At 72.3% G+C, this 26,643-nt stretch carries 18 protein-coding genes and 1 pseudogene; 11 read left to right on the top strand and 8 right to left on the bottom strand.

From position 1 onward, the window contains the following. Positions 1–5 precede the first annotated feature (5 nt). The 5 genes from ENC19_RS05405 to purE all read left to right on the top strand — a co-directional run bounded on the left by ENC19_RS05405 (position 6) and on the right by purE (position 6,830). Positions 6–302, top strand: coding sequence for a hypothetical protein (locus tag ENC19_RS05405; RefSeq protein ID WP_164446060.1), 297 nt, complete (start codon positions 6–8; stop codon positions 300–302). Between the two features lie 240 nt (positions 303–542). Beyond that, on the top strand, positions 543–3,011 hold the full coding sequence (locus ENC19_RS05400; RefSeq protein WP_235944557.1) for a putative bifunctional diguanylate cyclase/phosphodiesterase: 2,469 nt from the start codon (positions 543–545) through the stop codon (positions 3,009–3,011). 43 nt (positions 3,012–3,054) lie between these two features. Continuing rightward, a complete protein-coding gene (locus ENC19_RS05395) occupies positions 3,055–5,094 on the top strand; it encodes a thioredoxin domain-containing protein (RefSeq protein ID WP_164446058.1) in 2,040 nt (679 codons plus the stop codon). 51 nt (positions 5,095–5,145) lie between these two features. After that, entirely contained in the window at positions 5,146–6,342 is a 1,197-nt protein-coding gene (locus ENC19_RS05390; RefSeq protein ID WP_164446057.1) for a 5-(carboxyamino)imidazole ribonucleotide synthase, read from the top strand. Next, positions 6,339–6,830: a 5-(carboxyamino)imidazole ribonucleotide mutase gene (purE, locus tag ENC19_RS05385; protein WP_164446056.1), complete on the top strand. Its 492-nt coding sequence runs from the start codon at positions 6,339–6,341 to the stop codon at positions 6,828–6,830. The genes ENC19_RS05390 and purE overlap by 4 nt, the downstream gene beginning before the upstream one ends. An 8-nt stretch (positions 6,831–6,838) precedes the next feature. On the opposite strand, the pseudogene ENC19_RS05380 reads toward purE, so the two are convergent. Continuing rightward, positions 6,839–11,756: pseudogene (locus ENC19_RS05380) on the bottom strand (SCO7613 C-terminal domain-containing membrane protein). A 110-nt stretch (positions 11,757–11,866) separates the two neighbouring features. Next, the gene (locus ENC19_RS05375) at positions 11,867–13,294 is read right to left on the bottom strand and encodes a UDP-glucose dehydrogenase family protein (protein ID WP_164446055.1); all 1,428 of its coding nucleotides are present in this window, start codon (positions 13,292–13,294) and stop codon (positions 11,867–11,869) included. A 250-nt stretch (positions 13,295–13,544) separates the two neighbouring features. On the opposite strand from ENC19_RS05375, the gene ENC19_RS05370 reads away from it, so the two are divergent. Further along, positions 13,545–14,708 carry an acyl-CoA dehydrogenase family protein gene (locus tag ENC19_RS05370; RefSeq protein ID WP_164446054.1) on the top strand — a complete coding sequence of 388 codons (1,164 nt, stop codon included), beginning with the start codon at positions 13,545–13,547 and terminating at the stop codon, positions 14,706–14,708. 5 nt (positions 14,709–14,713) lie between these two features. Here the strand turns inward: ENC19_RS05370 and ENC19_RS05365 are convergent, their stop codons facing one another. Both ENC19_RS05365 and ENC19_RS05360 read right to left on the bottom strand, forming a co-directional pair. After that, positions 14,714–15,658 carry a ribose-phosphate diphosphokinase gene (locus tag ENC19_RS05365; protein WP_164446053.1) on the bottom strand — a complete coding sequence of 315 codons (945 nt, stop codon included), beginning with the start codon at positions 15,656–15,658 and terminating at the stop codon, positions 14,714–14,716. A 109-nt stretch (positions 15,659–15,767) separates the two neighbouring features. After that, positions 15,768–16,421 (bottom strand): hypothetical protein, encoded by a 654-nt coding sequence (locus ENC19_RS05360; RefSeq protein ID WP_164446052.1) that lies wholly within the window; start codon positions 16,419–16,421, stop codon positions 15,768–15,770. Positions 16,422–16,444: 23 nt separating this feature from the next. Here ENC19_RS05360 and ENC19_RS05355 point away from each other — a divergent pair, with 23 nt between their 5' ends. Both ENC19_RS05355 and ENC19_RS05350 read left to right on the top strand, forming a co-directional pair. Further along, a complete protein-coding gene (locus ENC19_RS05355; RefSeq protein ID WP_164446051.1) occupies positions 16,445–16,966 on the top strand; it encodes an acyl-CoA thioesterase in 522 nt (173 codons plus the stop codon). Between the two features lie 179 nt (positions 16,967–17,145). Next, entirely contained in the window at positions 17,146–19,128 is a 1,983-nt protein-coding gene (locus ENC19_RS05350; protein ID WP_164446050.1) for an acetoacetate--CoA ligase, read from the top strand. Between the two features lie 394 nt (positions 19,129–19,522). Here the strand turns inward: ENC19_RS05350 and ENC19_RS05345 are convergent, their stop codons facing one another. Next, on the bottom strand, positions 19,523–20,233 hold the full coding sequence (locus tag ENC19_RS05345; RefSeq protein ID WP_164446049.1) for a TIGR03089 family protein: 711 nt from the start codon (positions 20,231–20,233) through the stop codon (positions 19,523–19,525). Between the two features lie 150 nt (positions 20,234–20,383). Between ENC19_RS05345 and ENC19_RS05340 the strand changes: the two genes are divergently transcribed. Next, positions 20,384–21,529, top strand: coding sequence for a glycosyltransferase family 4 protein (locus ENC19_RS05340; RefSeq protein ID WP_164446048.1), 1,146 nt, complete (start codon positions 20,384–20,386; stop codon positions 21,527–21,529). Between the two features lie 49 nt (positions 21,530–21,578). Beyond that, the gene (locus ENC19_RS05335) at positions 21,579–22,670 is read left to right on the top strand and encodes a mannose-1-phosphate guanylyltransferase (RefSeq protein ID WP_164446047.1); all 1,092 of its coding nucleotides are present in this window, start codon (positions 21,579–21,581) and stop codon (positions 22,668–22,670) included. Here the strand turns inward: ENC19_RS05335 and ENC19_RS05330 are convergent. Beyond that, complete coding sequence (locus tag ENC19_RS05330; protein ID WP_164446733.1) at positions 22,639–23,238, bottom strand: NUDIX hydrolase; 600 nt, start codon at positions 23,236–23,238, stop codon at positions 22,639–22,641. The two genes, ENC19_RS05335 and ENC19_RS05330, sit on opposite strands and share 32 nt — an antisense overlap. A gap of 335 nt (positions 23,239–23,573) precedes the next feature. Between ENC19_RS05330 and ENC19_RS05325 the strand changes: the two genes are divergently transcribed. Continuing rightward, positions 23,574–24,566, top strand: coding sequence for an ArsR/SmtB family transcription factor (locus ENC19_RS05325; protein WP_164446046.1), 993 nt, complete (start codon positions 23,574–23,576; stop codon positions 24,564–24,566). Between the two features lie 12 nt (positions 24,567–24,578). Here the strand turns inward: ENC19_RS05325 and ENC19_RS05320 are convergent, their stop codons facing one another. After that, a complete protein-coding gene (locus tag ENC19_RS05320; RefSeq protein ID WP_164446045.1) occupies positions 24,579–25,667 on the bottom strand; it encodes a coenzyme F420-0:L-glutamate ligase in 1,089 nt (362 codons plus the stop codon). Continuing rightward, complete coding sequence (gene cofD, locus ENC19_RS05315) at positions 25,664–26,611, bottom strand: 2-phospho-L-lactate transferase (protein ID WP_164446044.1); 948 nt, start codon at positions 26,609–26,611, stop codon at positions 25,664–25,666. Before cofD ends, ENC19_RS05320 begins: the two co-directional genes overlap by 4 nt. Between the last annotated feature and the right edge of the window lie 32 nt (positions 26,612–26,643).

Genomic DNA, 26,643 nt, shown 5'->3' with positions numbered 1-26,643 from the left:
ATCCCATGCTGACCGCTGCTCAGGTGCTCGCCCAGAACAACTTCGGGGACACCCGCACCGGTGGCCTCGCCGGGCCGATGGGCCTGTTCCTCATCCTCGTCCTCGGTGCCGCCACCGTGCTGCTGATCCGGAACATGAATGCCCGCCTGCGCCGGCTTCCGGACCGGTTCCCGACCGAGGGGCCGACGGCACCCGGCACGGAGTCGATGGACCGCTCGGTCGATGATCCGACAGGTGGGATCGTGACGGAGGATTCATCCACGGATGCTCCCAACGGGCGCAAGCAGCGCCGCGACGGCTGATCGGAGCATGATTCACGTCGAACCGGATGGTCGACCCCTGTTGCGACCATCGGGTTTGGCTTAGCCTTCCGCCGGGGGGACCAGAAGTCCTCAAGCTGCGCGGGAGGGGGCGCCGATGACCACCGCAGTCGTATCCGCCCGCCGCGTGGCCTGTTCCGGGTCGGCGGGAGGGGGTCGGTGACCTCCGGCAGGGCCGGTCAACCGCTCGACCGGCCCCGGAGCCGTGGTACGCCGACTGGGCTGCACCTGCTCACCGCCGCCGTCGTGACCACCGCGCTGGTGGCCGCGGTGGTGGGCCTGAGCCTGCCGGTGGGGCTGCCGGTCGACGATCCGCTCGGCGGGCCCGCCCGCTTCGGCTTCGCGGTCGCCCTCTTCGCCCTGTCCCAGCTGGCCCGGCTCCGGTTCCGCGCCGCGGCCGGCGTGGTGAGCGTCACCTGGGCCGAAGCCGCCCTGGTCGTCTGCCTCTACCTGGTACCACCTGGCTGGCTGCCCGGGGCCGCGCTGCTCGGCGTCGCGCTCGCCTGGACGGCCCTCTCGTTGGTGGACGAGGGCCGCGCCACCTGGGACGTGATCCGAATCGCGAGCGCACACACCGCCGCCACCGCGCTGGCGGTCGCGGTCACCACCGCCCTTGGTCAGCCGACGCTCGCCGGTCCGACCCCGGCACTCACGCTCGCGGTGGCCGCTGGCGCCCTCGCCTATCTACTCGCCAGCGCCTGGCTGGGAGGGGTGATGCTGGCGCTGCGGCACGGCATCCCGATCGGACGCCCACTGCTCGCCGCGCTGCGCGGCAAGCTGCTGATGTTCGTCGGCAACGTGGTGGTCGGCGTGCTGGTGGTGGTGCTGATCGAGATCGACCCACGCTGGCTCCTGTTGCTGCCCGCTCCGCTGTGGCTGCTGCAGCAGACCTACCGGCAACGGTTGCGGGAGGACCGCGATCGGCGTACCTGGCGATCGCTCGCCGAGGCCATGAAGGCGCTCAACCAACTCGACGAGCGGGGTGTCGCCACGGCGGGTGTCACCGGAGCGCTGACGCTGTTCGAGGCGGACCTGGTCGACGTGGAGGTGGCCCGGCGGGACGGTCGGTGGCGTCGCTACCGGGGCGACCCGGGTGGTCAGGTGGTCGACCGGGAGATCGCTCCGCCCGGCGGCGACGAGCCTGAACCGGGGGAACTGGTCCGTGACCTGTCGGTCGGCGATAGCCGCGTGGGCCGCCTGCGGGTGCGATTTCCCCGTACGGCGCCGGCCACCGGTCGGGAACGCGACGCCCACGCCGCCTTCGCCGACGCCCTCGCCGCGGCGTTGCACGATGCCGCCACCCACCGGGAGTTGCGCCTGGTCACCGCCCGCTCCTCGTACGAGGCGGTGCACGACCCGCTGACCGGCCTGGCCAACCGGGCTGCGATGCTCGGCAAGGGCGACCAGGCGTTGCGGCAGCTGGCCCACGACCATCCGGTCGCCCTGCTGCTGCTGGACATCGACCAGTTCAAGGAGGTCAACGACACCCTCGGGCACGCCGCCGGCGACCAGCTGTTGCGGTTGACCGCCAACCGGCTGGGTGCCCTGGCCCGCTCCGGTGACCTGCTGGCGCGCCTGGGTGGCGACGAGTTCGCCCTGCTGCTGAGTTCGGTCCCGGTGGTCGGCGACCGCGCCGCGCCCATGGCGTACGCGCTGCGTCAGGCCCGGGACATCGCCGAGCGGCTGGCCGCCCCCACCGAGGTGGCCGGGGTGCGGATGTCCGTCGAGGTCTCCGTCGGGGTGGTGGTGGCCCCGGCCGGCACCGCCGACCTGACCGAGCTGCTGCGCCGGGCCGACATCGCGATGTACCAGGCCAAGTCGGGTGGCGTCAGCGTGGCCGCGTACGACACGGCACGCGACGCGGCCAGCACCGACCAGCTGGCCCTGCTCGCCGAGCTGCGAGAGGCGTTGCAGGCCGACGACCAGTTGGTGCTCGTGTTGCAGCCGGCCGTGGACCTGGTCACCGGGGCACCGACCGGTGTGGAGGCGTTGATTCGTTGGCGGCACCCGAGGCGGGGCTGGTTGGGGCCCGCCGACTTCATCCGGCCGGTGGAGAACAGCGAACAGCTCGGCGCCTTCACCCGCTACGTGCTCGACAAGGCGCTCGCCGTGGCCGCCGACTGGGCCCGGGAGGGTCTGGACGTCCCCATCTCGGTGAACCTCTCCGCCCGCAGCCTGTTGGATCCGAGGTTGCCGGCGGAGATCGCCGAGGCGCTGCGTCGGCACCAGGTGCCGGCGGACCGGCTGGTCCTGGAGATCACCGAGACAGTGGTGATGAGCGACCTGGAGGTCATCGACCAGGTGCTCACCACGCTGCGTTCGATGGGCGTGCAGTTGGCCGTGGACGACTTCGGCACCGGCTTCTCGTCGCTGGCGTTCCTCACCCGGGTCACCGTGGACGAGCTGAAGGTGGACCGCTCCTTCGTCCTCCAGATGGCCGACTCACCCCAGGCGGCGGCCATCGTGCGCAGCACCGTCGGGCTGGCCCACCAGTTGGGCCTGCGGGTGGTGGCCGAGGGGGTGGAGACCGCCGCGCAGCGTTCCGCGCTGGCGGAGCTGGGCTGCACCGCCGCCCAGGGCTACCACTTCTTCAAGCCGATGCCCGCCGACAAGATCGCCGCCGTCCTCGGCTCCCTACGCGACGCCGCCCCCACGAACGTCCTCCCCCTCCGCGCCGACGGCGCCTCCTGACGTCCGACCGGCAACCGGGTGCCGGGCTGGATATGGTCGTCGGGTGAATCGACTTGCGGAGGCGACCAGTCCGTACCTGCTCCAGCACGCCGACAACCCGGTGGACTGGTGGCCCTGGTGCGATGAGGCGTTCGCCGAGGCGAAACGGCGGGACGTGCCGGTGCTGATCTCGGTCGGCTACTCGGCCTGCCACTGGTGCCACGTCATGGCGCACGAGTCGTTCGAGGACGAGGCCGTCGGCAAGCTGCTGAACGAGGGCTTCGTATCGATCAAGGTGGACCGTGAGGAGCGGCCCGACGTCGACGCGGTCTACATGACCGCGACGCAGGCGATGACCGGTCAGGGCGGCTGGCCGATGACGGTCTTCGCCACGCCGGACGGCACCCCGTTCTTCTGCGGCACGTACTTTCCCCGACCGAACTTCGTCCGGCTGCTGGAGTCGGTCGGCACCGCGTGGCGGGACCAGCGTGAGGCCGTGCTGCGCCAGGGCGCCGCGGTGGTGGAGGCGATCGGCGGCGCCCAGGCGGTCGGCGGCCCCACCGCCCCGCTCACCGCCGAGCTGCTCGACGCCGCCGCGGACCAGCTGGCCAGCGAGTACGACGAGGTCAACGGTGGTTTCGGTGGGGCGCCGAAGTTTCCGCCGCACATGAACCTGCTCTTCCTGCTGCGCCACCACCAGCGCACCGGCTCGGCGCGGAGCCTGGAGATCGTCCGGCACACCTGCGAGGCGATGGCCCGTGGCGGCCTCCATGACCAGCTCGCCGGCGGCTTCGCCCGGTACTCGGTGGACGGACACTGGACCGTGCCGCACTTCGAGAAGATGCTCTACGACAACGCGTTGCTGCTGCGGGTCTACACCCAGCTGTGGCGACTCACCGGCGACGCGCTGGCACTGCGGGTGGCCCGGGACACCGCCCGGTTCCTCGCCGACGAGCTGCACCGGCCCGGGCAGGGCTTCGCCTCCGCGCTGGACGCGGACACCGAGGGGGTCGAGGGGCTGACCTATGTCTGGACGCCGGCCCAACTGGTCGAGGCGCTGGGCGAGGAGGACGGCCGCTGGGCCGCCGACCTGTTCGCGGTGACCGATGCCGGCAGCTTCGAAGAGGGCACCAGCGTGCTGCGGCTGGCGCGGGACGTCGACGACGCCGATCCGGCGGTACGGGAACGCTGGCAGGTGGTGGTTCGCCGACTGCTGGCCGTCCGGGACACCCGACCCCAGCCGGCGCGCGACGACAAGGTGGTGGCCGCCTGGAACGGGTTGGCGATCACCGCGTTGGCGGAGTTCGTCCGGCTGGTCGAGACCACCGGCCGGGTCGGCACCGAGGGTGAGGCGAACCTGCTGGAGGGGGTCACGATCGTGGCCGACGGTGCGATGCGGGACGCCGCCGAGTACCTCGCCCGGGTGCACGTCGTCGACGGTCGGCTGCGCCGCGCCTCCCGCGACGGCCGGGTCGGGGATCCGGCCGGAGTGCTGGAGGACTACGGCTGTGTGGCCGAGGCGTTCTGCGCGATGCACCAGGTCACCGGCGAGGGGCGGTGGCTGGACCTGGCCGGTCAGCTCATCGACGCGGCGCTGGCCCACTTCGCCGCGCCCGGCGGAGCGTTCCACGACACCGCCGACGACGCGGAGCAGTTGGTCGCCCGGCCCGCGGACCCGACCGACAACGCCACCCCCTCGGGTCGGTCCGCGATCGTCGCCGCCCTCGTCGCGTACGCGGCGTTGACCGGGGAGAACCGCTACCGCGAGGCCGCCGAGGCGGCCCTGTCCACCGTCGCGCCGATCGTCGGGCGGCACGCCCGCTTCACCGGGTACGCGGCGACCGTGGGCGAGGCACTGCTCTCCGGGCCGTACGAGATCGCGGTGGCGACCGAGGATCCGGCGGGCGACCCGCTGGTGGCGGCGGCGTACCGGCACGCCCCACCCGGCGCGGTGATCGTGGCGGGCCCCCCGGACCGGCCCGGGATTCCGCTGCTGGCCGACCGTCCACTTGTCGACGGGCGGCCCACCGCGTACGTCTGTCGGGGCTTCGTCTGCCAGCGACCGGTGACCGGGGTCGAGGAGCTGGTGGGGCAGTTGCGTTGAGCCGGATCCGCCGGTCGGTGCCGGGACCGGCCCGGTTAGGCTGACGCCGCTATGGATTCCCGTACCGGTCTGCCCGTTGTCGGCATGGTGGGTGGCGGCCAACTGGCCCGGATGACCCACCAGGCTGCGATCTCCCTCGGCCAGTCGCTGCGTGTGCTCGCGCTCACCCCGGACGACGGGGCGGCCCTGGTCGCCGCCGACGTCCAGTACGGCGACCACACCGACCTCGTCGCGCTGCGTACCTTCGCCAAGGGCTGCGAGGTGGTCACCTTCGACCACGAGCACGTCCCTACCGAACACATCCGCACGCTGACCGGCGAGGGCGTGAAGCTGTTCCCGCCCGCCGCCGCCCTGGTGCACGCTCAGGACAAGCAGGTGATGCGGGAGCGGCTCGACACCCTGGGCGCGCCCAACCCGCGCTGGCGACCGGTCGCGTCCCCCGCCGAACTGCTCACCTTCGGCGACGAGGTCGGCTGGCCGGTCGTGCTCAAGGCCGCCCGCGGCGGGTACGACGGGCGGGGAGTCTGGCCGGTCACCGACCAGGCCGCCGCGGCCGACCTGGCGCAGACGCTGCTCGCCGGTGGCACGAAGCTGATCGTCGAGGAACGGGTGCCGCTGCGCCGGGAACTGGCCGTGCAGGTGGCCCGCTCGCCGTTCGGGCAGGTCGCGGTCTATCCGGTCGTCGAGACCGTGCAACGCGACGGGATCTGCGTCGAGGTGCTGGCCCCGGCCCCCGGCCTGGCCGAGGAACTGGCGGTCGCCGCGCAGCAGCTCGCCATCGACCTGGCCACCGCCCTCGGCGTGGTGGGCCTGCTGGCCGTGGAGCTGTTCGAGGTGGCCGACCCGACGGTTCCCGGCGGTAGCCGGCTGGTGGTCAACGAGCTGGCGATGCGTCCGCACAACTCGGGGCACTGGACCATCGAGGGCGCCCGGACCTCGCAGTTCGAGCAGCACCTGCGCGCGGTGCTGGACTATCCGATGGGCGACACCTCGTTGACCGCCCCGGTGGTGGTGATGGCGAACGTGCTCGGTGGTCAGCCCGGCGGCATGTCGATCGACGAGCGGTTGCACCACCTCTTCGCCGCCGAGCCGACCGCCCGGGTCCACCTGTACGGCAAGCAGGTGCGCCCCGGCCGCAAGATCGGGCACGTCACGGTGCTCGGTGACGATCTGGACGAGGTACGCGCCCGGGCTGCCCGGGCCGCCCGCTGGCTGCGGGACGGAACACCGGAGGAACAAGCGGCGTGAGCACGGTCGGTGTGATCATGGGGAGCGACTCGGACTGGCCGACGATGAGGGCCGCCGCCGAGGTACTCGCCGAGTTCGAGGTGTCGTACGAGGTCGAGGTGGTCTCGGCGCACCGCACCCCGGTCAAGATGATCGACTATGGTCGGGCGGCCGCCGATCGGGGACTCAAGGTGATAATCGCCGGGGCCGGTGGCGCGGCGGCGCTGCCCGGCATGGTCGCCTCGGTGACCCCGCTGCCGGTGATCGGCGTACCGGTGCCGTTGAAGCACCTCGACGGCATGGATTCGCTGTTGTCGATCGTGCAGATGCCCGCCGGTGTGCCGGTGGCGACCGTGTCCATCGGCAATGCCCGTAACGCCGGGCTGCTCGCCGTCCGCATCCTCGCCACCGCCGACCGCGCCCTGCTCGACCGGATGTCGGCGTACCAGGCAGACCTGGAGCAGTTGGTCGCCGAAAAGGACGCCGCACTCCGCGCCTCCCTGGCCTGACGCCACACTCAGCGCATGCCGCGTAGCGCGGTCTGTAGGCGTTCCTGGGCGCGGCGTCGACGTTCGTTGCTGGCGCCGAGGATCAGCAGCAGGAAGCCGACCGGGATCAGCGCCAGCCACGGTCCGAGGCTGAACAGCGCGTGCACCGCCGCGATGGCGGTGACCACCGCACCGACGATCACCGGTGCCTGCTGCTGGGTCATCGAGCCGAAGACCAGCACCGCGACCGCACCGAGGAGCAGCAGCACCTGGCGCATGGTGCTCGAATCGGTGGCCAGCACGATCGCCAGGGTCGGCACGAACGCGGCGAGCAGCGCCGGTCCGTACGCCACCCAGCTACTCAGGTCGGTGCGCTGCCGTAGCTCAAGCACTCCGACCAGCAGGGCCAGCGCGGCGAACGGCAGCGTGTACGCCTCGGGCAGGGCCACCTCGGCGACCCGCATCAGGATCCACCAGGCGGTGATCTCGCAGAGCACCACCGCCCAGAACAGGATCCGTCGCTCCGCCGGCCGGCGGCCTGGCCGGGTCGCCGCGAGGCCGAGGACCGCACCCCAGGCGGCGAGCAGTGCGGCGATGTGCCGAGGTGAGTCGAAGGCCAGCGCCAGGGCGATCAGCGCGGCGGCGTGGCCGCTCCACTCCACGGTCGCCGCCTCGCGACGTGCCTCCGGACGGCGGAGCCGGGGCAGAGTGGCGGAGAAGACCTGCAACGCCGCGCCGACCGCCAGCACCCCGAACGCCGACCAGACCGGGGCGAGCCCGGCCACCAGACCGGCGGTGAGCACGAACAGTTGCGCCATCAGCGAGGCGAACAGCCAGCCGAGCAGCCGGGCCCGGGAGGTGAGGCCGTAGAGGGCGGCCACCAGCCCGACCCCGACCGCACCACCGAGCGTGAACAGGGTCAGCTCCCGGGTGGCGAGGCTGCCGGCGAGGCCGGCCCCGCCCGCCGCCAGCCCGATCAGGAAGACCAGCACCCGGGCCAGTCGCAACGAGCGGGCCCGTTCCACCAGGGCCGGTGGCGGCGTCAGCGCCAGCCCCAGCATCGAGATGGTGAACACCGCCAGCGCCGACAGGGTGCTCGTCGGCCAGCCGCCGCCCAGCGCGATCGGGGCGATGAGCAGGGTGACGGCGGCGCCGGGCAGCACCACCGGCACGGCCCGGGACCGGCGGCCACCGCTGAACCCGGTCGCGGCCAGGGCCGCCGTCGCGGTGAGCAGCAACGCGGTGAGCACATGGGTCGGATTGACCGCTGCCGGCGGCGGGTCGAGCAGGACCGCTGGTGGCCCTGCCAGATCCGGCCGACGGTGCGGTGCGGGTCGACGAGGGCCGCGATCAGCGCTGGTGCGATGGAGACCAGGGCCAGGACGGTCGGCACGGCGGCGGCGGCCAGCGCACCGGCGGCCGGGCTGACCCGCCACCGGCGCCGGTTGTCGTCGGGCAGTCGGCGCAGCGCCCCGTCCAGCAGCACGGTCCAACGGCGCACCGGTTGAGCCGCGCCGGCCGGCGGCTCGGTCGCCCCGCGTACCAGTTCGGCGAGCACACCGAGCAGTGCCGCCGCAGCGGCGTAGACACCGACGGGCACGGCGATCGGGACGGCGGCGAGCGCGGTCACGCTCGCCCCGCCGACCACCCCGGCGCTGGCCCAGGGCAGGTACTGGGAACCTGCCGACGGGCCGCCGCCACCGCGGCCAGGCCGAGACTGGATGCGGCCAGGCCGGCGGTGAGCACCACCTGCGGGGCGTGGCCGAACTCGACGGCGAGGGCGGCGGTGGCACCCGGCAACGCCAACAGCGCCGCGCCCACACCCGCACCACCGATCTGCGCCAGGTGCGGCGGCATGCCCTCCGCCTCGATGTCCTCGACGAGCGGCTCGGCCAGGTTACGGGCCAGCGCGGCCACCACCGCGCCGATCAGCACGATGCTGCCCAGGGCCAGGGCGGTCGTCCACGGCCGCACCAGGCCGGCGCCGGCCGCGTGCAACGCGACCACCCCGGCCACCGTGATCCGGGACAGCGCCGCCCGAGGATCGATCGTGGCGACCGCGGCCATCCCGAAGATGGTGGCGACCATGCCGCCGATCAGGACCGGCGACCACCAGGCAAGGTCGAACGCGGCGGGAGCGCCGATGGTGGCGAGCACCACCGCCACGCCGGCCACGTCGTAGCGCCAGGGTGGTGGCAGCAGAATCCCCGCCGCGATCGCGAGCAGCACCAGAGCGATCGGGCCCTGCCACGTCGTGCCGCCGGTGGGCGCGGCCGGCCAACCGCTGAGGTCGCCGTTCCAGATCGGGCCGGGGGTGGCCAGCACACCGAGACCACCGCGCAGCGCCATCCAGCCGGCCAACAGCCCGATCAGCACGCCACCGATGGTGAGGCCGAGCACCGGCCCGCGACGCCACTCCTCGGGCATCGCCCGGGCCGCCACGGCGACGATCAGGACCAGCGCGGCGGCGACGGCGAGCTGCCCGCTCGGTGCGAGCACCGTGCCGATCCGCAGCAGGGTGGCGACCAGCGCGGCGGTCACCGCGGCGGTCGCCAGGTCGGAGCCGTCGAGGGTGAGATCGGAACGGCGGCCGGTGTCGATCGAGGGAGCCAGGAAGAGGAGTACTGCGGCGACCAGCAGCAGCGCGCCGACCCAGGCATCCGCCACGGTGGCCCCCGGTGCGCCGAATCCGGCCGCGGCGACCAGCAACGCGCCCAGACCGGTGCCCACCGACAGCGGGACCGGGATCTGACGCTGCGACACCTGCACGAGGGCGGCGTAACCGAGCGTGACACACACGGCGAGGAAGCTCGCCGCGAGCACCGGCACGGTCGCCTCGCGCAGGCTCGCCGGGGTCGGCGTGTCATCCACCGGCAGGGTCGCTGCCACGAAGGCGGCCACCGCTCCGGGCAGCGCGAAGGCGGCACCTCCGGCGGCCCAGGCCGAGACGGTGTCCGCCGCCGCCGGGGCGAGCCGGATCCGGGGAGCGGCGGCGATCAGCGTGCCGGCCACGACGAGGGTGAGCAGCACGGCGGCGGTCAACGCCGGCCGGGCGAGGGCCGCGCCGGCACCGGCCAGCCCGACCGTGGCGGCGGCCACCGCGTGCGCCAACGCGGCTCGGGGGTCCGGGCGGAGAGGCCGGCCGCTCCGATGCCGATCGCGGTCAGCACCATCGGCCACGGCGCGTACGTCCAGGCCAACCCGAAGGAGGCCGGTACGGCCAGCGCGGTGAGCGCGGCACCGGTCACCGCGAACTCGCGGCGGATCTCCGAGGGTAGGGGCCAGCACCGCGGCCACGGTCAGCAGGAAGGCGCTGGCCGCGAGCTGCCAGGCGGCCGGTCCCACGGCGGCGGCCAGCTCGGCCGGGTACCGGTCGAGGTCCGCCGCCCAGGCCGGCAGTGCCGCCTGGATCGGGGCGATGCCGGCACGCAGTGCGCTGCCGGCGACCACCACCCCGCTGACCGTGAGCGCCACCGCGGAGGCCAGTTGTGGTCCCCGGCGGGCGGACTCGGGTACCGCCCGGACCGCGAGACCGGTGACCGTGATGACCAGGGCGATCAACAGCAGGGCTCGGCCGGGGAACGCCACCGAGGCGATCCGCCCCAGGGCGCCGATGACGGCGAGGGTGAACACACCCGCGCCCAGGTCGGGTAGGGGTGGGCGGCGGAGCACAAGCGTCCCGGCCAGGCAGACGGCGGCGGCGAGGAGCAGCACCAGGCCGGCGCCGGTCGCGCCCGGCACGGTGGTGGTCCGCAGCAGGGCGGTCACCGCGTACGCCAGGGCGAGGGCGACCGCCACCCCGTGCAGCACCCAGGTCAGTTCCCGCAACCCCGGCACCGGTCGGGTCGGCGCGGTCGCGCTGCCGCCGACGGGATCCAGCAGTTCGCCGCTCTCCTCCGGCGCCGCCTCCGGCCTACCGTCAACCTGGCTCTGCTGGGCCGACCGCTGCCGGGGGGCACCCGACCGGCCGGGGCCGTCGGTGACCGGCTGCTCCACGGTGACCGGGGAGCGGGCCAACCACAGGTCGAGCAGCGCCACCACGGTCAGCACCAGCGCCCAGCCCGCCGGACCGGTGATCCGGTCGTACGCGAGCAGTGGCACCACTGGCTGGGCGGCCAGCACGGTGGCGAACCGGGGCGCGCGCAGCCTGGTCCACCCGGCGTAGCCGACCGCGACGGCAGCGGTGACCGCGAAGATCACGCCGGCGAAGACGGCACCGGAGGCGCCGCCGTTGCCGATCCGGTCCACGGCCCACAACGCGTACCCGGCGAGGGGCACCAGGAGCAGACCCACGGCGGCGATGGTCTCGGCCGTGGAGGTCAGCCCGCGCCGGACCAGTACCGGCGGGGCGAGCAACATGAGCACCGTCGCGAGCAGCAGAATGCCCAGCCGGGCCAACGCGTCCATCGAGCTGGTGGCGACCACGGCGAACACCACGGCGGCGACGCCGAGCAGCAGCGCGCCGAGACCGAGCGGGATGTTCTGGACCTCCCGGGAGGAGGCCTCCGGCGGGTGCTCAGGATCGTCGGCGTCCAGCCAGACCGGTTCGGTCGGTGGCGGTGGCCCCTGGGTGCCGGCCGCGCCCTGCCGGGGTACCCGGGGCGGCGGGGTCGCACCGTCGCGGGGCGGCGAGGCGTCCTCGGACGTTGGGCGGCGCGGCGGCCGGCGGCGTAGCACGCGGCGGGGGCGGGTGGCCTGCCGGATCCGCTCGTCCCCCTGGCTGCCGGCGTGCGAGAGGATGTCCCGCTGGAAGAGTGCGGCCTGCATCTTCGCGGCTAGCTGCCGTTGTTCGCTGGCAATGGCGGCCTCGCGGGCCTTCAACTCCGCGATGGATCGTTCGATCTCCGCCAGGTGCTCGGCCCATTGTGGCTGGTGCGCACCGCAGTGCGGGCAGCGAACCGCCGGTTTGATCTCCCGGCCGCACGAAGGGCACTGAAAGCTCGCCACGACACCCCTCCACCCGCACTGTGGAATCCCACTGTCGCAGCATGCCCAAAGCGGGCCGGGAATTCGACAGTTGTCGGCGGGTCAACCGCCAACATCACCACAGGATGGGATCACGGACGCCCCATGCCCCGGTACTCCCAGCCGGCCTGGGTCCACAGGGCCGGGTCGAGGCAGTTGCGGGCGTCGACGATGCGGCGACCGGCGACGAGGTCGCCGAGGAGGCCGGGATCGGCGTTGCGGAAGTCGGCCCATTCGGTGAGGACGCAGACCAGGTCGGCGTCGGTGACCGCCTTGGCGATGTCGGGTTCGTAGGTGAGTTCCGGCACCGCGCGGCGGGCGTTCTCCATGCCCTCGGGGTCGTAGACGTGGACATCGGCGCCGGCCTTGTGCAGCAGGGCGGCGACGGCCAGGGCGGGGGCGTCGCGTACGTCGTCGGTGTTGGGTTTGAAGGTGGCGCCGAGCACGGCGATGCGGGTGCCGGACAGGTCCGGGCCGGCGGGGCCGGAGCGGCGGCCGAGCAGCTCGGCGGCGAGGTTCAGGACGCGGGTACGGCGACGCAGGTTGATCAGGTCGACCTCGTGCAGGAAGCGGAGGGCTTCGCCGGCTCCGAGTTCCTGGGCCCGGGCCTGGAAGGCACGGATGTCCTTGGGCAGGCAGGCGCCGCCGAAGCCGAGGCCGGCCTGGAGGAAGCGGTTGCCGATGCGCGGGTCGTAGCCGATGGCCTTGGCGAGCTGGGTGACGTCGCCGCCGGAGGCCTCGCAGACCTCAGCCATGGCGTTGATGAAGGAGATCTTGGTGGCCAGGAAGGCGTTCGCGGCGACCTTGACCAGTTCGGCGGTGGCGAAGTCGGTGACGACCAGCGGTACTTCCCGGTCCTCGGTGGCGGCGAGATCGAACACGCCCTTGTGGGCGGCGTAGAGCATGCCGTTGGCCCACTCGCTCTTGACCCCGACGACGATGCGGTTGGGGCGCAGCACGTCGTCGACGGCGAAGCCCTCCTGGAGGAACTCGGGGCTCCAGGCGACCTCGACGCCGAGGTCGGCCGGGCTGTGTTTGCCGACGAGCTGCTCCACCCACTCGGCGGTGCCGACCGGGACGGTGGACTTGCCGACGATCAGCGCCTTGCGGGTCAGGTGCTGGGCCAGGCCGGTGACCGACGCCTCGACGTACGACAGGTCGGCGCCCATCCCGTCGGCCCGTTGCGGAGTGCCGACGCAGATGAAGTGCACGTCACCGAAGTCGGCGGTCTCGGCGATGTCGGTGCTGAAGCGCAGCCGGCCGGCGGCGAGGTTGCGCCGCAGCAGTTCGTCGAGGCCGGGCTCGTGGATCGGCACCTCGCCCGCGTTCAGCTTTGCGATCTTGTCCGCGTCGACGTCGAAGCCGAGCACCTCGTAGCCGAGTTCGGCGTAACAGATGGCATAGGTCGCGCCAAGGTAGCCGGTGCCCAGGAAGGTCACCCGGGGCCGGGAGGCACCCGAGGGGGGTGTGACCGCTGTGATGGCGGGCACCGGCTGGGTGTTCGGGTACGGGATGGTCACGCCTGTCTTCTCCGCTCGCACTGGCGCCGCGTGGCTGCGTCGCGTTCCGCCGCGGCGCCAGGGTGAGCGCCGCAGGGGTGGGTCGTCTGCTGAGTTCCATCATCGCCGAGCGGTGTCGGAGCTTCGCCATGGCCCAGCCTACGCGCCGGTAACATCACCTGAACTGTGGTCGTTATCCTTCAGTCTGCGTGGTGGGCGTCCAGCCGACGTTACAGACTGCGCATGATAGCGGTGAAGGGGAGGGGCTGACATGGCCGCAGAGCAGTCGTTCGACGCGTACCGTCTGCCGGAGGAGCACGAGGCGATCCGGGAAGCGGTCCGTGAGGTCTGTGCGGCGAAGGTGGCTCCGCACGCCGCCGAGGCGGATGAGACCGGTGAGTTCCCGAAGGCGTCGTACGACGCACTACGTGCCGCCGACTTCCACGCACCGCACATCCCGGTCGAGTACGGCGGGGCCGGTGCGGACGCGCTGGCCACGGCGATCGTGATCGAGGAGGTCGCCCGGGCCTGCGCCTCCTCCTCGCTGATCCCGGCGGTCAACAAGCTGGGCACGATGCCGCTGCTGCTGGCCGGATCCGACGAGCTCAAGCGCCGCTACCTGACGCCGGTCGCCGCCGGCGAGGCGATGTTCTCGTACTGTCTCTCCGAGCCGGAGGCCGGCAGCGACGCGGCGGCGATGACCACCCGGGCGGTACGTGACGGCGATCACTGGGTGCTCAACGGCGTGAAGCGTTGGATCACCAACGCCGGTGTCTCGGAGTTCTACACCGTCTTCGCGACGACCGACCCCACCGCCCGCTCCCGGGGCATCTCCGCCTTCGTGGTCGAGAAGTCGGATTCGGGGGTGAGCTTCGGCGCGCCGGAGAAGAAGTTGGGCATCAAGGGGTCGCCGACCCGTGAGGTCTACCTGGACAACGTCCGGATCCCGGCGGACCGGATGATCGGCGCCGAGGGCACCGGCTTCGCCACCGCGATGAAGACCCTGGACCACACCCGGGTCACCATCGCCGCGCAGGCGGTCGGCATCGCGCAGGGTGCGCTCGACTACGCCAAGGGGTACGTCGCCGAGCGCAAGCAGTTCGGCAAGGCGGTCGCCGAGTTCCAGGGCGTGCAGTTCATGCTCGCCGACATGGGCATGAAGCTGGAGGCGGCCCGGCAGTTGACGTACGCGGCGGCCGGTCGGTCCGAGCGCGGCGACGCCGATCTGACCTACTTCGGCGCGGCGGCCAAGTGCTTCGCCTCGGACGCCGCGATGGAGATCACCACCGACGCGGTCCAACTGCTCGGCGGCTACGGCTACACCCGTGACTACCCCGTCGAGCGGATGATGCGGGACGCCAAGATCACCCAGATCTACGAGGGTACGAACCAGGTGCAGCGCATCGTCATGGCCCGGCAGTTGCTCAAGGGCTGAGGAGCCTACTCGAAGAGCACCGAGATGCTCTCCCGTGCCGAGATGCGGTGAATGGCTTCGGCGAACAGCCCGGCCACGCTGACAACCTGGACCTTGTCCGCCAGTTTGGTGGGTTGGGTCTCCACACTGTCGGTCGTGAACAGGCACTCGATCGGGCTGTCGTCGAGCCGTTCGTTCGCAGCCTCGGTCAACAAAGCGTGACTGACTGCCGCGTACACCGTGGTCGCGCCCCGGTCGACCAACACGCGTGCGGCGTCGACAAGAGTGCCTGCGCTGATGGTGAAGTCATCGACGATAAGCGCCGTCCGGCCCTCCACGGAGCCGATCAGCTCGACGATTTCTGCGGTTTCGCTGTGGTCGACGCGTCGCTTGTCGGCGATGGCCGTGGGCACCTGCAGGCGATTGGCCCACTGTCGTGCCTTCTTGGCGTATCCAGCGTCCGGAGCGACCACCACGAGATCGTGAAAGTTGTGCGCCGCGATGGCGTCGCAGAGCACCGGCAACGAATACAGATCATCGACCGGGATGTTGAAGAACCCTTGCACCTGGGGAGTGTGCAGGTCCAGTGTGACGACCCGATCCGCTCCCGCCGCAGCAATGGCATCGGCGCACACCCGTCCGCGGATGGACACCCGCGGCTCGTCCTTCTTGTCACCCTTGGCGTAGCTGAAGTAGGGAATCACGGCGGTCACCGACGCGGCACTGGCCCGCTTCAGGGCGTCGATCCAGAAGAGCAACTCCATGAAGTTGTCATTCGCTGGAAAGGCGGTGCCCTGGACGATGAAGATGTCCCGCCCCCGGACGTTTTCCAGCACTCTGACGAAGAGGTTTCCCTCGGAGAAGTGAAGCACTTCGGAGGATCCCAACTCGATATCGAGCCGGTCGGTGATCGCACGTCCAAGGTTTCGACTGGCTGATCCTGCGAACACCATGAATTCCGACGCGCCCATGCTTTGTCCAACCCCCAGGCTGCCAACGACGTAGCCAGACAGTAGCGCCTGGCGGGTCGCCTCCGCCCGCCCGGTCGCCGGGCGGAGGCGACGATCGGAGTTGCCGAAATCAGTTGGTGGCGTCGTCGCGTCGAGGCAGATTGCCCGGCGGTGCCGACCAGGGCGACCCACCTCCGGTACGCCGGGGCAACGGCTCGGTCGGTGTCGATTCCGGGTCCGGGTAGCCCAGGCTCAGCGGCGCGGTGTCCCGTTCCGCCGACGGGCCCGGTGACCAGTCGGTCAACGTCTGGTCCGGCGCCGGCGCGTCGAGGGTTCCCGACTCCGGCTGCGGCACCGCGACCGGCCAACGCCGCCACCGTTGCCCGCTGAACGTCGCGATCAGCAGCAGCATGCCGACCAGGAAGAGCGTGCCGTTCTCCACCGGCAACGCCAGCGGCAGCGGGTCGTCGAGAAACTTCCAGTCGGACGGGATGCGCTCGCGTACCTGAAAGGGCGAGACGAACAGTCCGACGTACGGGGTGACCAGCAGCAGCCCGGCCACCAGCGGACCGAGCGGTGAGATGCGTAGCGTGCCGAGCAGGCCCAGCACGATGCCACCGACAGCGAGGTACACGGCAGGCTCGATGAGATTCGCCGTGTTGGCGGTGCCGATCTCCACCCACCGGTTGACGGTGTCGGCCGACCCGTCCTGACCGAGGGTGACCAGCACCCAGGTGACCGGCACCACCACCAGCCCTGCGAGGAAGCTCCACAGATGTCGCATCCGCGCACCGTACCGTTTCCGACATGACCGAGCACCCCGCCACCGCCCTGCCGGGCAAGCCGACCTCGTACTCTCGGGTAACCCTCAGCCGGATCATGACCGCAGTGGATGTGAACCTGTACGGAACGGTGCACGGCGGGGTGCTGATGAAGTTCGTCGACGACGTGGCCGGCGCGGCGGCGGCGCGGCACAGCGGTGGTACGGCGGTGACCGCCGCGATCGACGAGATCGTCTTCTCGGAGGCGGTCCGGGTGGGCGACCTGGTGCACGCGTACGCCCAGGTGAACTGGACCGGTCAGACCTCGATGGAGGTCGGCGTCCGGGTGATGGCCGAGCGCTGGGACTCGGCCGACGAGGTGCCGGTGCGGGTGGCCACCGCGTACCTCGTCTTCGTCGGGGTCGAGGTGGGCGGCGCGCCCCGGCCGGTGCGTCCGGTGTTGCCGGAGACGCCGGAGGACGAGCGGCGCTGGCGCGAGGCGGAGATCCGCCGCGCCCACCGGCTGGCCCGCCGTCAGGCCATCCAGGCGGCCCGCAGCGAACCCTGACCTCTCCGGCCGCCGGCGGCGCTTCCTGCGTCCCGGCCACACTGGTCGGGTCCAGGGGGTGTGGGGCGGGCACATGCGCCTGCGGGGGTCGGGTGCGGACAATGGCGCTTCGAGGTAGGGCAAGATGGCGCCACGGCCCACCGCACAGTGTCGTGCCGGGCCAGGGGAGGAGTGGACCAGTGACGGACGTGCTGTGGACGCCACCGGCGGACGTGCTCCAGCGGTCCCGGATCGGGGCTTACCTGCGTTGGCTCGCCGAGCACCGGGGGCTGACGTTCGCCGACTACGACGCGCTGTGGCGATGGTCGGTCACCGACCTGGACGCCTTCTGGCGGTCGATCTGGGACCACTTCGGCGTCGTCGCGCACACCCCACCGACCGCCACGCTGACCGACCGGGACATGCCGGGCACCCGGTGGTTCCCCGGCGCCACCCTCAACTACGCCGAGAACGTGCTGCGGATGCCGGGCCGGGCCGACGACGAGCCCGTGGTCGTGGCGCACGGGCAGACCCGGCCGCCGGTCACCCTCACCGCCGGGCAGTTGCGCGAGCAGGTCCGCCGGGTCGCCGCCGGACTGCGCCGGCTCGGCGTCACCACCGGGGACCGGGTGGCCGGGTACGCGCCGAACATCCCCGAGACGTACGTGCTGATGCTGGCGACCGCGAGCCTCGGCGCCGTCTTCTCGTCCTGTGCGCCGGAGTTCGGCACCCGCAGCGTGACCGACCGGTGGCAGCAGATCGAGCCGAAGATCCTGGTCGCCGTGGACGGCTACCGCTACGGCGACAAGCCGGTCGACCGGCGCGCCGAGGTGGCCGCGATCCGGGCCGCGCTGCCGTCGCTGCGGCACACCGTCTCGATCCCCTACCTCGACCCCGACGGTACGCCGGCTGCGGACGCACTCGCCTGGGCGGAGTTGGCGGCCGAGACCGACGAACCGTTGGCCTTCACCCCGGTGCCGTTCGACCACCCGCTGTACGTGCTCTACTCCTCCGGCACCACCGGGCTGCCCAAGCCGATCGTGCACGGACACGGCGGCATCCTGCTGGAGCACCTGAAGATGCTCGCCCTGCACCACGACCTCGGCCCGGCGGACCGGTTCTTCTGGTTCACCACCACCGGCTGGATGATGTGGAACTTCCTGGTCTCCGGGCCGGCGGTGGGCGCGGCCATCGTGCTGTTCGACGGCAACCCCGGCCATCCCGACCTGGGTGCCCTGTGGCGGCTGGCGGAGCGGACCGGCACCACGTACTTCGGCACCTCGGCTCCGTTCCTGCTGGCCTGCCGCAAGGCTGGGCTGGTCCCGCGCCAGATCGCCGACCTCTCCGCGCTGCGCGGCCTCGGCTCCACCGGCGCGCCACTGCCCGCCGAGGGCTTCACCTGGGTGTACGACACGGTCGGCGACGGCCTTCAGCTCCAGTCGCTGTCCGGCGGTACCGACGTCTGCACCGGTTTCGTCGGCGGTGTGCCGCTGCTGCCGGTGCACGCCGGTGAGATCGCCTGCCGTGCCCTGGGCGCCAAGGTGGAGGCGCGCTCGCCGGACGGTACCCCGGTCATCGGGGAACTGGGCGAGCTGGTGATCACCGAACCGATGCCGAGCATGCCGGTGGGTTTCTGGAACGATCCGGACGGAGCCCGCTACCGGGAGGCGTACTTCGACGTCTATCCCGGGGTGTGGCGGCACGGGGACTGGATCACCATCAACTCCCGGGGCGGGTGTGTCATCACCGGTCGCTCCGACGCCACCCTCAACCGGGGCGGCGTACGCCTCGGCACCGCCGAGTTCTACTCCGTGGTGGAGGGGCTGGACGAGGTCGTCGACTCGGTGGTGGTGCACCTGGAGGACGACGAGGGTGGTGCCGGTGAACTGCTGCTGTTCGTGGTACTCGCCGAGGGGGTGACCCTTGACGACGAGTTGCGCCGGTCGATCTGCCGCGAACTGCGTACCGCGTTGTCGCCCCGGCACGTACCCGACGAGATCCATCAGGTCCGCGCGGTGCCACGCACCCTGTCGGCGAAGAAGCTCGAGGTGCCGGTCAAGAAGATCCTCACCGGGACTCCGGTCGACCTGGCGGCGGCCAAGGGCGCCCTGGCCAACCCCGACTCCCTGACCGCCTTCGCCACCCTGGCCCGACACCGCACCCCGGACCGCCCCGCCACCTGACCCGACCCGCCACGCCGACCCCTCGACCCCGAGCCCGGGCGGTGCGGCCTGCGCGCTGGTCGCCCTAGACCCGAGCTTTCCTCGGCCGAGAACCAGCTACGAGCTGGGACCAGGCATCACTCAACGTGCTGTCGCAGCTCGCCCAACCAATACCTTCCCCCGTCCTTTGCTCTGCTTCAACCCACGCAACAGTTACTTCCCGTAGCGTCCAACGCGTGAGTGGCACCGGACCATCGCCACGTCGCCGCAGTTCAATCCGTTGTGCGTCGGTTGAAGCAGAGCAAAGGGCGGGGAGGGGTATATAGCCCGGCGCTGGCGCAGCAACGGTGAGTGAGCGACACGGAGGGTGAGGGTCGAGCCCATCACCTTCGGACCGACCCGGCCAGCCGCACAGTCAGGTCAGGGAGTGGGTGACGCGTTCCGTCGATTGGCGGTCGGCCAGGCGGGCCTGGTCCAGGTGGGCGCAGAGCACCAGGGTGGCGCTGACGCTGAGCGGGGCCAGCAGCCAGTCGAGCGGGTCCGGACGGCGGTCGACGTCCACGAGGAGCCGGTCGCCCGCGGAGATGCCGAGTTCGGCGGCGCGGGTGGTGACCCGGGCGCGCAGCGCGGTGTGGTCCGGCCCGCCGGGCGGGTACGCCGTGAAGTGGTCGCCGTGCGCGCGTACCTCGGTGACGTAGTCGGCGAAGCCCGCCGGCACCTCCCGCAGCGGCAGCGCGAACGGGTGCAACGCGAGCGCGTACCGGTCGGCCGCCGACCAGGCGTCGGCCTCGGCGACGCCGTCGACGGTGGTGAACAGCACGTCCACCGCGCCCGGCCGGTCGGCGACCGGCAAACCGGCCGGACGCACCGTCAACCCAGCCGACCAGCAACCGAGCAGCACCGCAGCGCTCTGCCAGTGCGGCGGCAGCAGCACCGCCGCGGTGCCGCCCGGCCCGAGGGCCAGCTCGTCGACGAGCAGGTTCGCCGTCTTGGCCACCCAGTTCGCCAGCGTCGCTCCGGAAAGTTCGGTGCGTTCGCCGGTGGCGTCGTCGTACCAGGTCAGCAGGGGGCGGTTCGGGTCGGTCGCGACCGCGTCGGCGAACACCCGGGCAATGTTGTCGGCCATCGGCGCGAACGATACGCGCCCGGCGGCCGTACTCGATGACAGCGACAAGTCGGCGTACCGTCGGGTCGCAGTCAGCGTCCGTGCCCGGCTCCGGCGTAGGCTTGCCGGAGTGTCGTTCCCCACAGTCCCGCCACCGCAAGGAGTCGCCCCGTGACCGCCGGTCGCCCGCCCCGCGTGCTCATCGACGCCACGAGTGTTCCCGCCGATCGCGGCGGCGTCGGTAGATACGTCGATGGCCTGCTCGGCGCCCTCGGCAAGGTGTGCGGATCGGCGGTGGACCTGGTGGTGGTCAGCCTCCGCACCGACCTGGAGCGTTACCGGCGGAAGCTGCCCGGCGCGGAGATCATTCCGGCGCCGGCCGCGGTCGCGCACCGGCCAGCCCGCCTCGCCTGGGAGCAGACCGGCCTGCCCCTGCTCGCCCAGCAGGTCGGCGCGGAGGTGCTGCACTCGCCCTTCTACACCTGCCCGCTGCGGGCCGGCTGTCCGGTCACCGTGACGGTGCACGACGCGACGTTCTTCACCGAGCCGGAGCACTACGACAAGTCCCGCCGGACGTTCTTCCGTAGCGCGATCAAGACCTCGTTGCGGCGCGCGAACCGCGTGATCGTGCCCAGCAAGGCGACCCGCGACGAACTGATCCGACTGTTGGACGCCGACCCCACCCGCATCGACGTGGCCTACCACGGGGTGGACCACGAGGCCTTCCACGCGCCCGGCGACGAGGAGAAGGCCCGGGTCCGGGCCCGCCTGGGGCTGGGTGGCAGCAGTTACGTCGCGTTCCTCGGCGCCAAGGAGCCGCGCAAGAACGTGCCGAACCTGATCCGTGGCTGGGCCCGGGCGGTCGCCGAGCGGCCGGACCCGCCGGCACTCGTGGTGGCCGGCGGACAGGGGCACGACGACGACATCGACCGCGCGGTGGCCGAGGTGCCCTCGCACCTGCGGCTGCTGCGTCCCGGCTACCTGCGCTACGGCGACCTGCCCGGCTTCCTCGGCGGGGCGCTGGTGGCCGCGTACCCCTCCTACGGCGAGGGGTTCGGGTTGCCCATCCTGGAGGCGATGGCGTGCGCCGCCCCGGTGCTCACCACCCCCCGGCTGTCGCTGCCGGAGGTCGGAGGCGACGCGGTGGCCTACACCAGCGAGGATCCGGATCAGATCGCCGCCGACCTGGCCGCGCTGCTCGACGACGAACCGCGCCGGTTGTCGCTGGCGAAGGCCGGTTTCGATCGGGCGAAGGAGTTCACCTGGGGGTCCAGCGCCGAGGTGCACATCGCGGCGTGGACCAGGGCGCGGGCCTGAGGCCCCCAACCGAGGCGCCCGGTCCGGGCGGTTCGGGCATGATGTCCTGGTGATCTATGTCGTCATTCCGGCCGGTGGCAGCGGCACGAGGTTGTGGCCGCTGTCCCGTGCCGGGCATCCCAAATTCCTCCACCCGTTCACCGGCACGTCCGCGTCGTTGCTTCAGGCGACCGTCGAGCGGCTGGGGCCGCTGACCACCCCCGAACGCACCATGGTGGTCACCGGGGCCGCGCACGCCGCGGCCGTGGCCCGCCAGCTGACCGGTCTGCCGGAGGAGAACATCCTGGTCGAACCGTCGCCACGGGATTCCTGCGCCGCCATCGCGCTGGCCGCGGCGGTGATCGCCGTACGCGACCCGGACGCCGTCATGGGATCGTTCGCCGCCGACCACCTGATCGGCGATCCTGAGCGATGGGTGGACACCGTCCGGGAGGCGGTCCGGGGCGCGGAGCAGGGGCTGCTGATGACGGTCGGGATCACCCCGACCCGGCCGGAGACCGGCTACGGATACCTGCGGACCGGCGAGCCCGTCGAGGGTGGCCCGATGCGCCCGGTGGTCGAGTTCAAGGAGAAGCCGAGCGCGGAGGTCGCCGAGACGTACCTGCGGTCGGGCCACTACCTCTGGAACGCCGGCATGTTCGTCTGGCGGGTGTCGGCGTTTCTCGCCGAGCTGGCACGTCAGCAGCCCGATCTGCACTCCGGGGTCACCACGATCGCGGCGGCGTGGCACTCCGACGAACAGGACGACGTGCTCGGTGCGGTCTGGCCCACGCTGACGAAGATCTCGGTGGACTACGCGGTGATGGAGGGCGCGGCCGCGGCCGGCCGGGTGGCGACCGTACCCGGTGACTTCCGGTGGAACGACGTGGGTGACTTCCACACCCTCGGCGAGGTGCTGCCGACGGACCCCGACGGCAACGTGGTGCTCGCCAGCGACGCCAAGACCGAGGTGCTGCTGCGCGACAGCAGCGGCATGGTGGTGGTCCCGCAGGCCGGTCGGCTGGTGGCCGCCGTCGGCGTACGCGACCTGATCGTGGTCGACACCGAGGACGCGTTGCTGGTCTGCCCGCGCGATCGTGCTCAGGACGTGAAGTCGATCGTGGACGAGCTCAAGAGACGGGGTGCGGAGAAGCTCGTCTGAAGGCCGCCAGGCCCGGTGTGACGAGCCGGGCCGTGCCGCCGGCCAGTGGCTGCGGCAGACGCTCCGGTGGGAACCAGCCGAGCGCCTCGGACTCCACGCTCACCCGTTCCGTCGCGCCAACCGGGGCGAAAACGGCGAAGCGTACGTCGTGGTGCAGCGACCCGCCCTGGCAGGCCACCGGGTGCACGTCCACGTCGATCGGCAGCGGATCGATCCGCAGACCGGCGATGCCCGACTCCTCGGTGGCCTCCCGTAACGCCGCACCGGCCAGCGTCCGGTCGGCGGGCTCACAGTGCCCGCCCAACTGCACCCACTTGTGGAACTTGCCGTGCAGGCAGAGCAGCACCTGGCTGCCGGTCGCGTCGAACACCAGGGCGCTGGCGGTGACGTGACCGGCGCGGTGTGCGCGGCTCATCGCGATCGGCCCGGCGTCGAGCAGGCCGAGGGTCCGGTCGCGGGCCACCGCCGCGTCGGGGCTGGTCGGCGTCCAGCCGGTGAGCACCGCCAGCGCGTCGGCGTGCAGCGCCGTCCAGCCGTCCGCGTCGTCGCACGGGGATCGGTCCACCATTCGGGGCGTCGACAACGGCCGCTCCTCTCGTCCGAGCCAGCGTACGGGGTGCTGGTGGATGAGCCGGTGCGGCGGCCGGACCTGTGCCGGGGAGACCGGGCGGCACCCCCTGCGGAATCTGAGCCGCAGACCCTCGTATGGTGCCGCCCGCTCTCGGGCACCCAGTGGGGCGGACACGGTCGACGTGGGTGGCCCCCTGTGGCACGGGAAGCATGGCGGATTCACGCCACGGGCGTCGAGGTCTTTCAGCTCAGGCTTAACTGCCCGAGGCCGGGACGGCCGGGTAGAGTTCGGAGGTCGCCGGGTGCCCCCTCCGCCGGGCGCTGGGAGTACCCATGCTGAAGATCCATTTCTCCGGCGAGGACATTCTCCGGACCCGGGTGGCTCCGGCGGCCGATCCGGTCTGGGAAGTGGTGCTGAGTCTGCACCTGCTGCCCGGGCGCAGCCGTGATCCGTTGCTCGCCGGCTGGCGTCGCGAGGTCTCGCGGGGGCTGCGTCGGCAGCTGGACGCCGAGGCACTGCGACTGCTGTCGACGTTGAGTCCGCCGCGCGGCTACTTTCCGGACTTCCTCACCCCGTACGAGGGTGTGCACGGTTTCGAGGCGGGGATGGAGGCGCTGCGGCGTACCCCCGTGGCATCGCTGCAACGCGATCTCACGCTGCTCGCCAGCGACAACCGGAACCTGCCCGCCGGGGTGGCCGCCATCGCCCGGGGTGAGCCGGAGGCCCTGAACCACCTGACCGAGACGATGGACCGCTACCGGCAGCTCGCCCTCGGCCCGTACTGGACGCGGGTCCAGGGTGCGGTGGAGGCCGATCGTGCCCGCCGCGCCCGGGCGATGCTCGACGCGGGTGTCGAAGGGCTGCTGACCACGCTGCGGCCGGGCCTGCGCTGGGAGTCGGGCGTGCTGGAGATTCCCGCCTACCCGAGGAGCCGGGAACTTCACCTGGAGGGACGAGGGCTGCTGCTGGTGCCGTCGTTCTTCTGCGCGAACACGCCTGTCGCGCTGCTCGACCCGGAACTACCGCCGGTGCTGGTCTACCCGGTCGACAGGCTGGGCGGACTGACCGGGGACGCGCCCGCGGCGGGCGACACCGGCCGGGAGGCGCTGGCCGCGTTGCTCGGCCGTACCCGCGCGGCGGTTCTCGCCGCCAGTGACGACGGCTGCACCACCGGCGAGCTGGCCCGCCGGCTGCGCATCTCGGCGGCGGCGGCCAGCCAGCACACCACCGTGCTGCGGAACGCGGGTCTGCTGGTCAGCAACCGCGACCGCAACACCGTCCTGCACACCCTCACCCCGCTCGGCCGCGCCATCCTCAATCCCTGACCCTCCTGCCTGTCAGAGGGCGAGGGTGGCGGCGGCGGTGGTGCCGCTGGGTGGGGGGAGGAGTTGGGTGGGGACGTGTGCCGCCGCGAGGGCGGTGCGTAGGCGCTGCACGTCCGTGCCGAAGCGGACCAGTTGGAACGGGCCCACCGGGGTGGGTGGGGAGCAGAGCACCAGGCCGGTCGCGTGGACCGGCCAGCCCGGCACGATGCGGACCAGCGCGGTGCGTACGTCGTCGTCGGTGACCTGGGTGAAGACCGTGCCGGGCGCGATCACGTCGGCGACCGAGTCGATCGCCCGCGCGACGGTGGCCGGGTCGGGTGGGGCTTCCGACAGGTGATCCGGCAGGGTGGCGGCAGCCGCCAGACCGGCCGCCTTCGCCTCGGCGGTGCCGAGCGAGAACAGGTCCATCGAGGCGTCCCGGACCAGCACCCGGGCGCCCTCGCCGTCCCCCGACAGCGGCGGCGTCAGGTAGCCGCGGATCACCGCGACCGGCACCTGGTCGCACTTGCCCTTGATCAGCTCACCCGCCGCGGCCAGCTCGTCGACCACCGCCATCTGCGTCAGCACCAGCTCGTTGCCGTACGGGTCGACCTCGCCGCGGTGGTCGCGGATGGCGTCCATTCCGGCGACGCCGAGGGCCACGTCGGTCAGCCCGTTGCGCCAGGGGCGGCCCATGGTGTCGCTCACGACGACCGCGACGTTCAGGCCGTACCGGTCGCGCAGGCCGGCGCGGAGCGTGCGGGCCGAGGCGTCCGGGTCCTCCGGCAGCAGCACCAGCCGGGTCTTGTCGACGTTCGAGGCGTCGATTCCGGCGGCGGCCATCACGAAGCCGTGCCGGGTCTGCACGATCCGGGTCGGGCCGCGCGAGGCCACCACCCGTACCGTCTCCGCCGCGAGCACCTCGTCCCGGACGGCCTGTCGATCCGGGCCGTCGGCGGGCACGTCGACCAGCCGTCCCTCGGCCTTCGAGATGATCTTGCTGGTCACCACCAGCACGTCCCCGTCGCGCAGCCAGGGCGCCGCGTTTCCGATCAGGGCCGCGAGGTCGTCCCCCTCGGTCACGTGCCCGATCCCGGGCACCGGCAGGATCTCCAGTCTCACGTCAACTCCACCGCGGCGCGGACCATCGCCGCCGTCGCCGCCTCGTCGGTCATCCGCAGCGGCACCGCACGGACCGTCACGTCCGGCACCACCGTTGTGGCATCCTCCTCGGCCACCAACCAGCCGTCGAGCAGCCCGCCACTCGCCCGGCTTCCGTACAGCCCACCGACGCCGGCGGCGCTGCACTCCACGCCGACGACCGCCAGGCAACGGTCGGCCATGCCGCGCACCGGTGCGCCACCGATGATCGGTGAAACGCCCACCACCGGGGCGGGGCCGTCCGCCACCGCCTCGCGCAGACCCGGCACGGCCAGGATCGGCGCGATGCTGACCACCGGGTTGCTCGGCGCCACGAGCAGCACGTCGGCCCCGGCGATCGCCTCCGTGACGCCGGGTGCCGGCTTCGCCGACTCCGCCCCGACGAAGACGAACCGGTGGGTCGGGACCTGCGCCCGGTACCGTACCCACCACTCCTGGAAGTGGATCGCCCGCTGGCCGCCGTCGAGGTCGGCGACCGCGTGCGTCTCCAGGCGGTCGTCGGTCGCCGGCAGCAGGCGTACGCCGGGCTGCCAGCGGGTCGCCAGTGCCTGGGTGACCTGGTGCAGCGGATAGCCGGCGTCGAGCATCGTGGTGCGGACCAGGTGGGTGGCGATGTCCCGGTCACCCAGTCCGAACCAGCTCGGCTCGGCGCCGTACGCCGCCAGCTCGTCCTTGACCGTCCAGCTCTCGTCGACCCGTCCCCAGCCCCGCTGCGGGTCGGCGCCGCCGCCGAGGGTGTACAGCACGCTGTCCAGGTCCGGGCAGATCCGGAGTCCGTGCAGCCGTAGGTCGTCGCCGACGTTGACCACGGCGGTCACCTCGGCACCCACCTCGCGGGCGTACGCCCGGACCCCCAGCAGGAACCGGGCCCCGCCGATTCCGCCGGTCAGAACCACGATGCGCATCCGCCCATCCTCGCCTACGTGACGCCTCCGGC

The sequence above is a fragment of the Verrucosispora sioxanthis genome (genome assembly GCF_010560025.1).
Lineage (GTDB): Bacteria > Actinomycetota > Actinomycetes > Mycobacteriales > Micromonosporaceae > Micromonospora > Micromonospora palythoicola.
The sequence above is the reverse complement of the archived record's forward strand: the minus strand, read 5'-3'. Positions and strand labels throughout refer to the sequence as shown.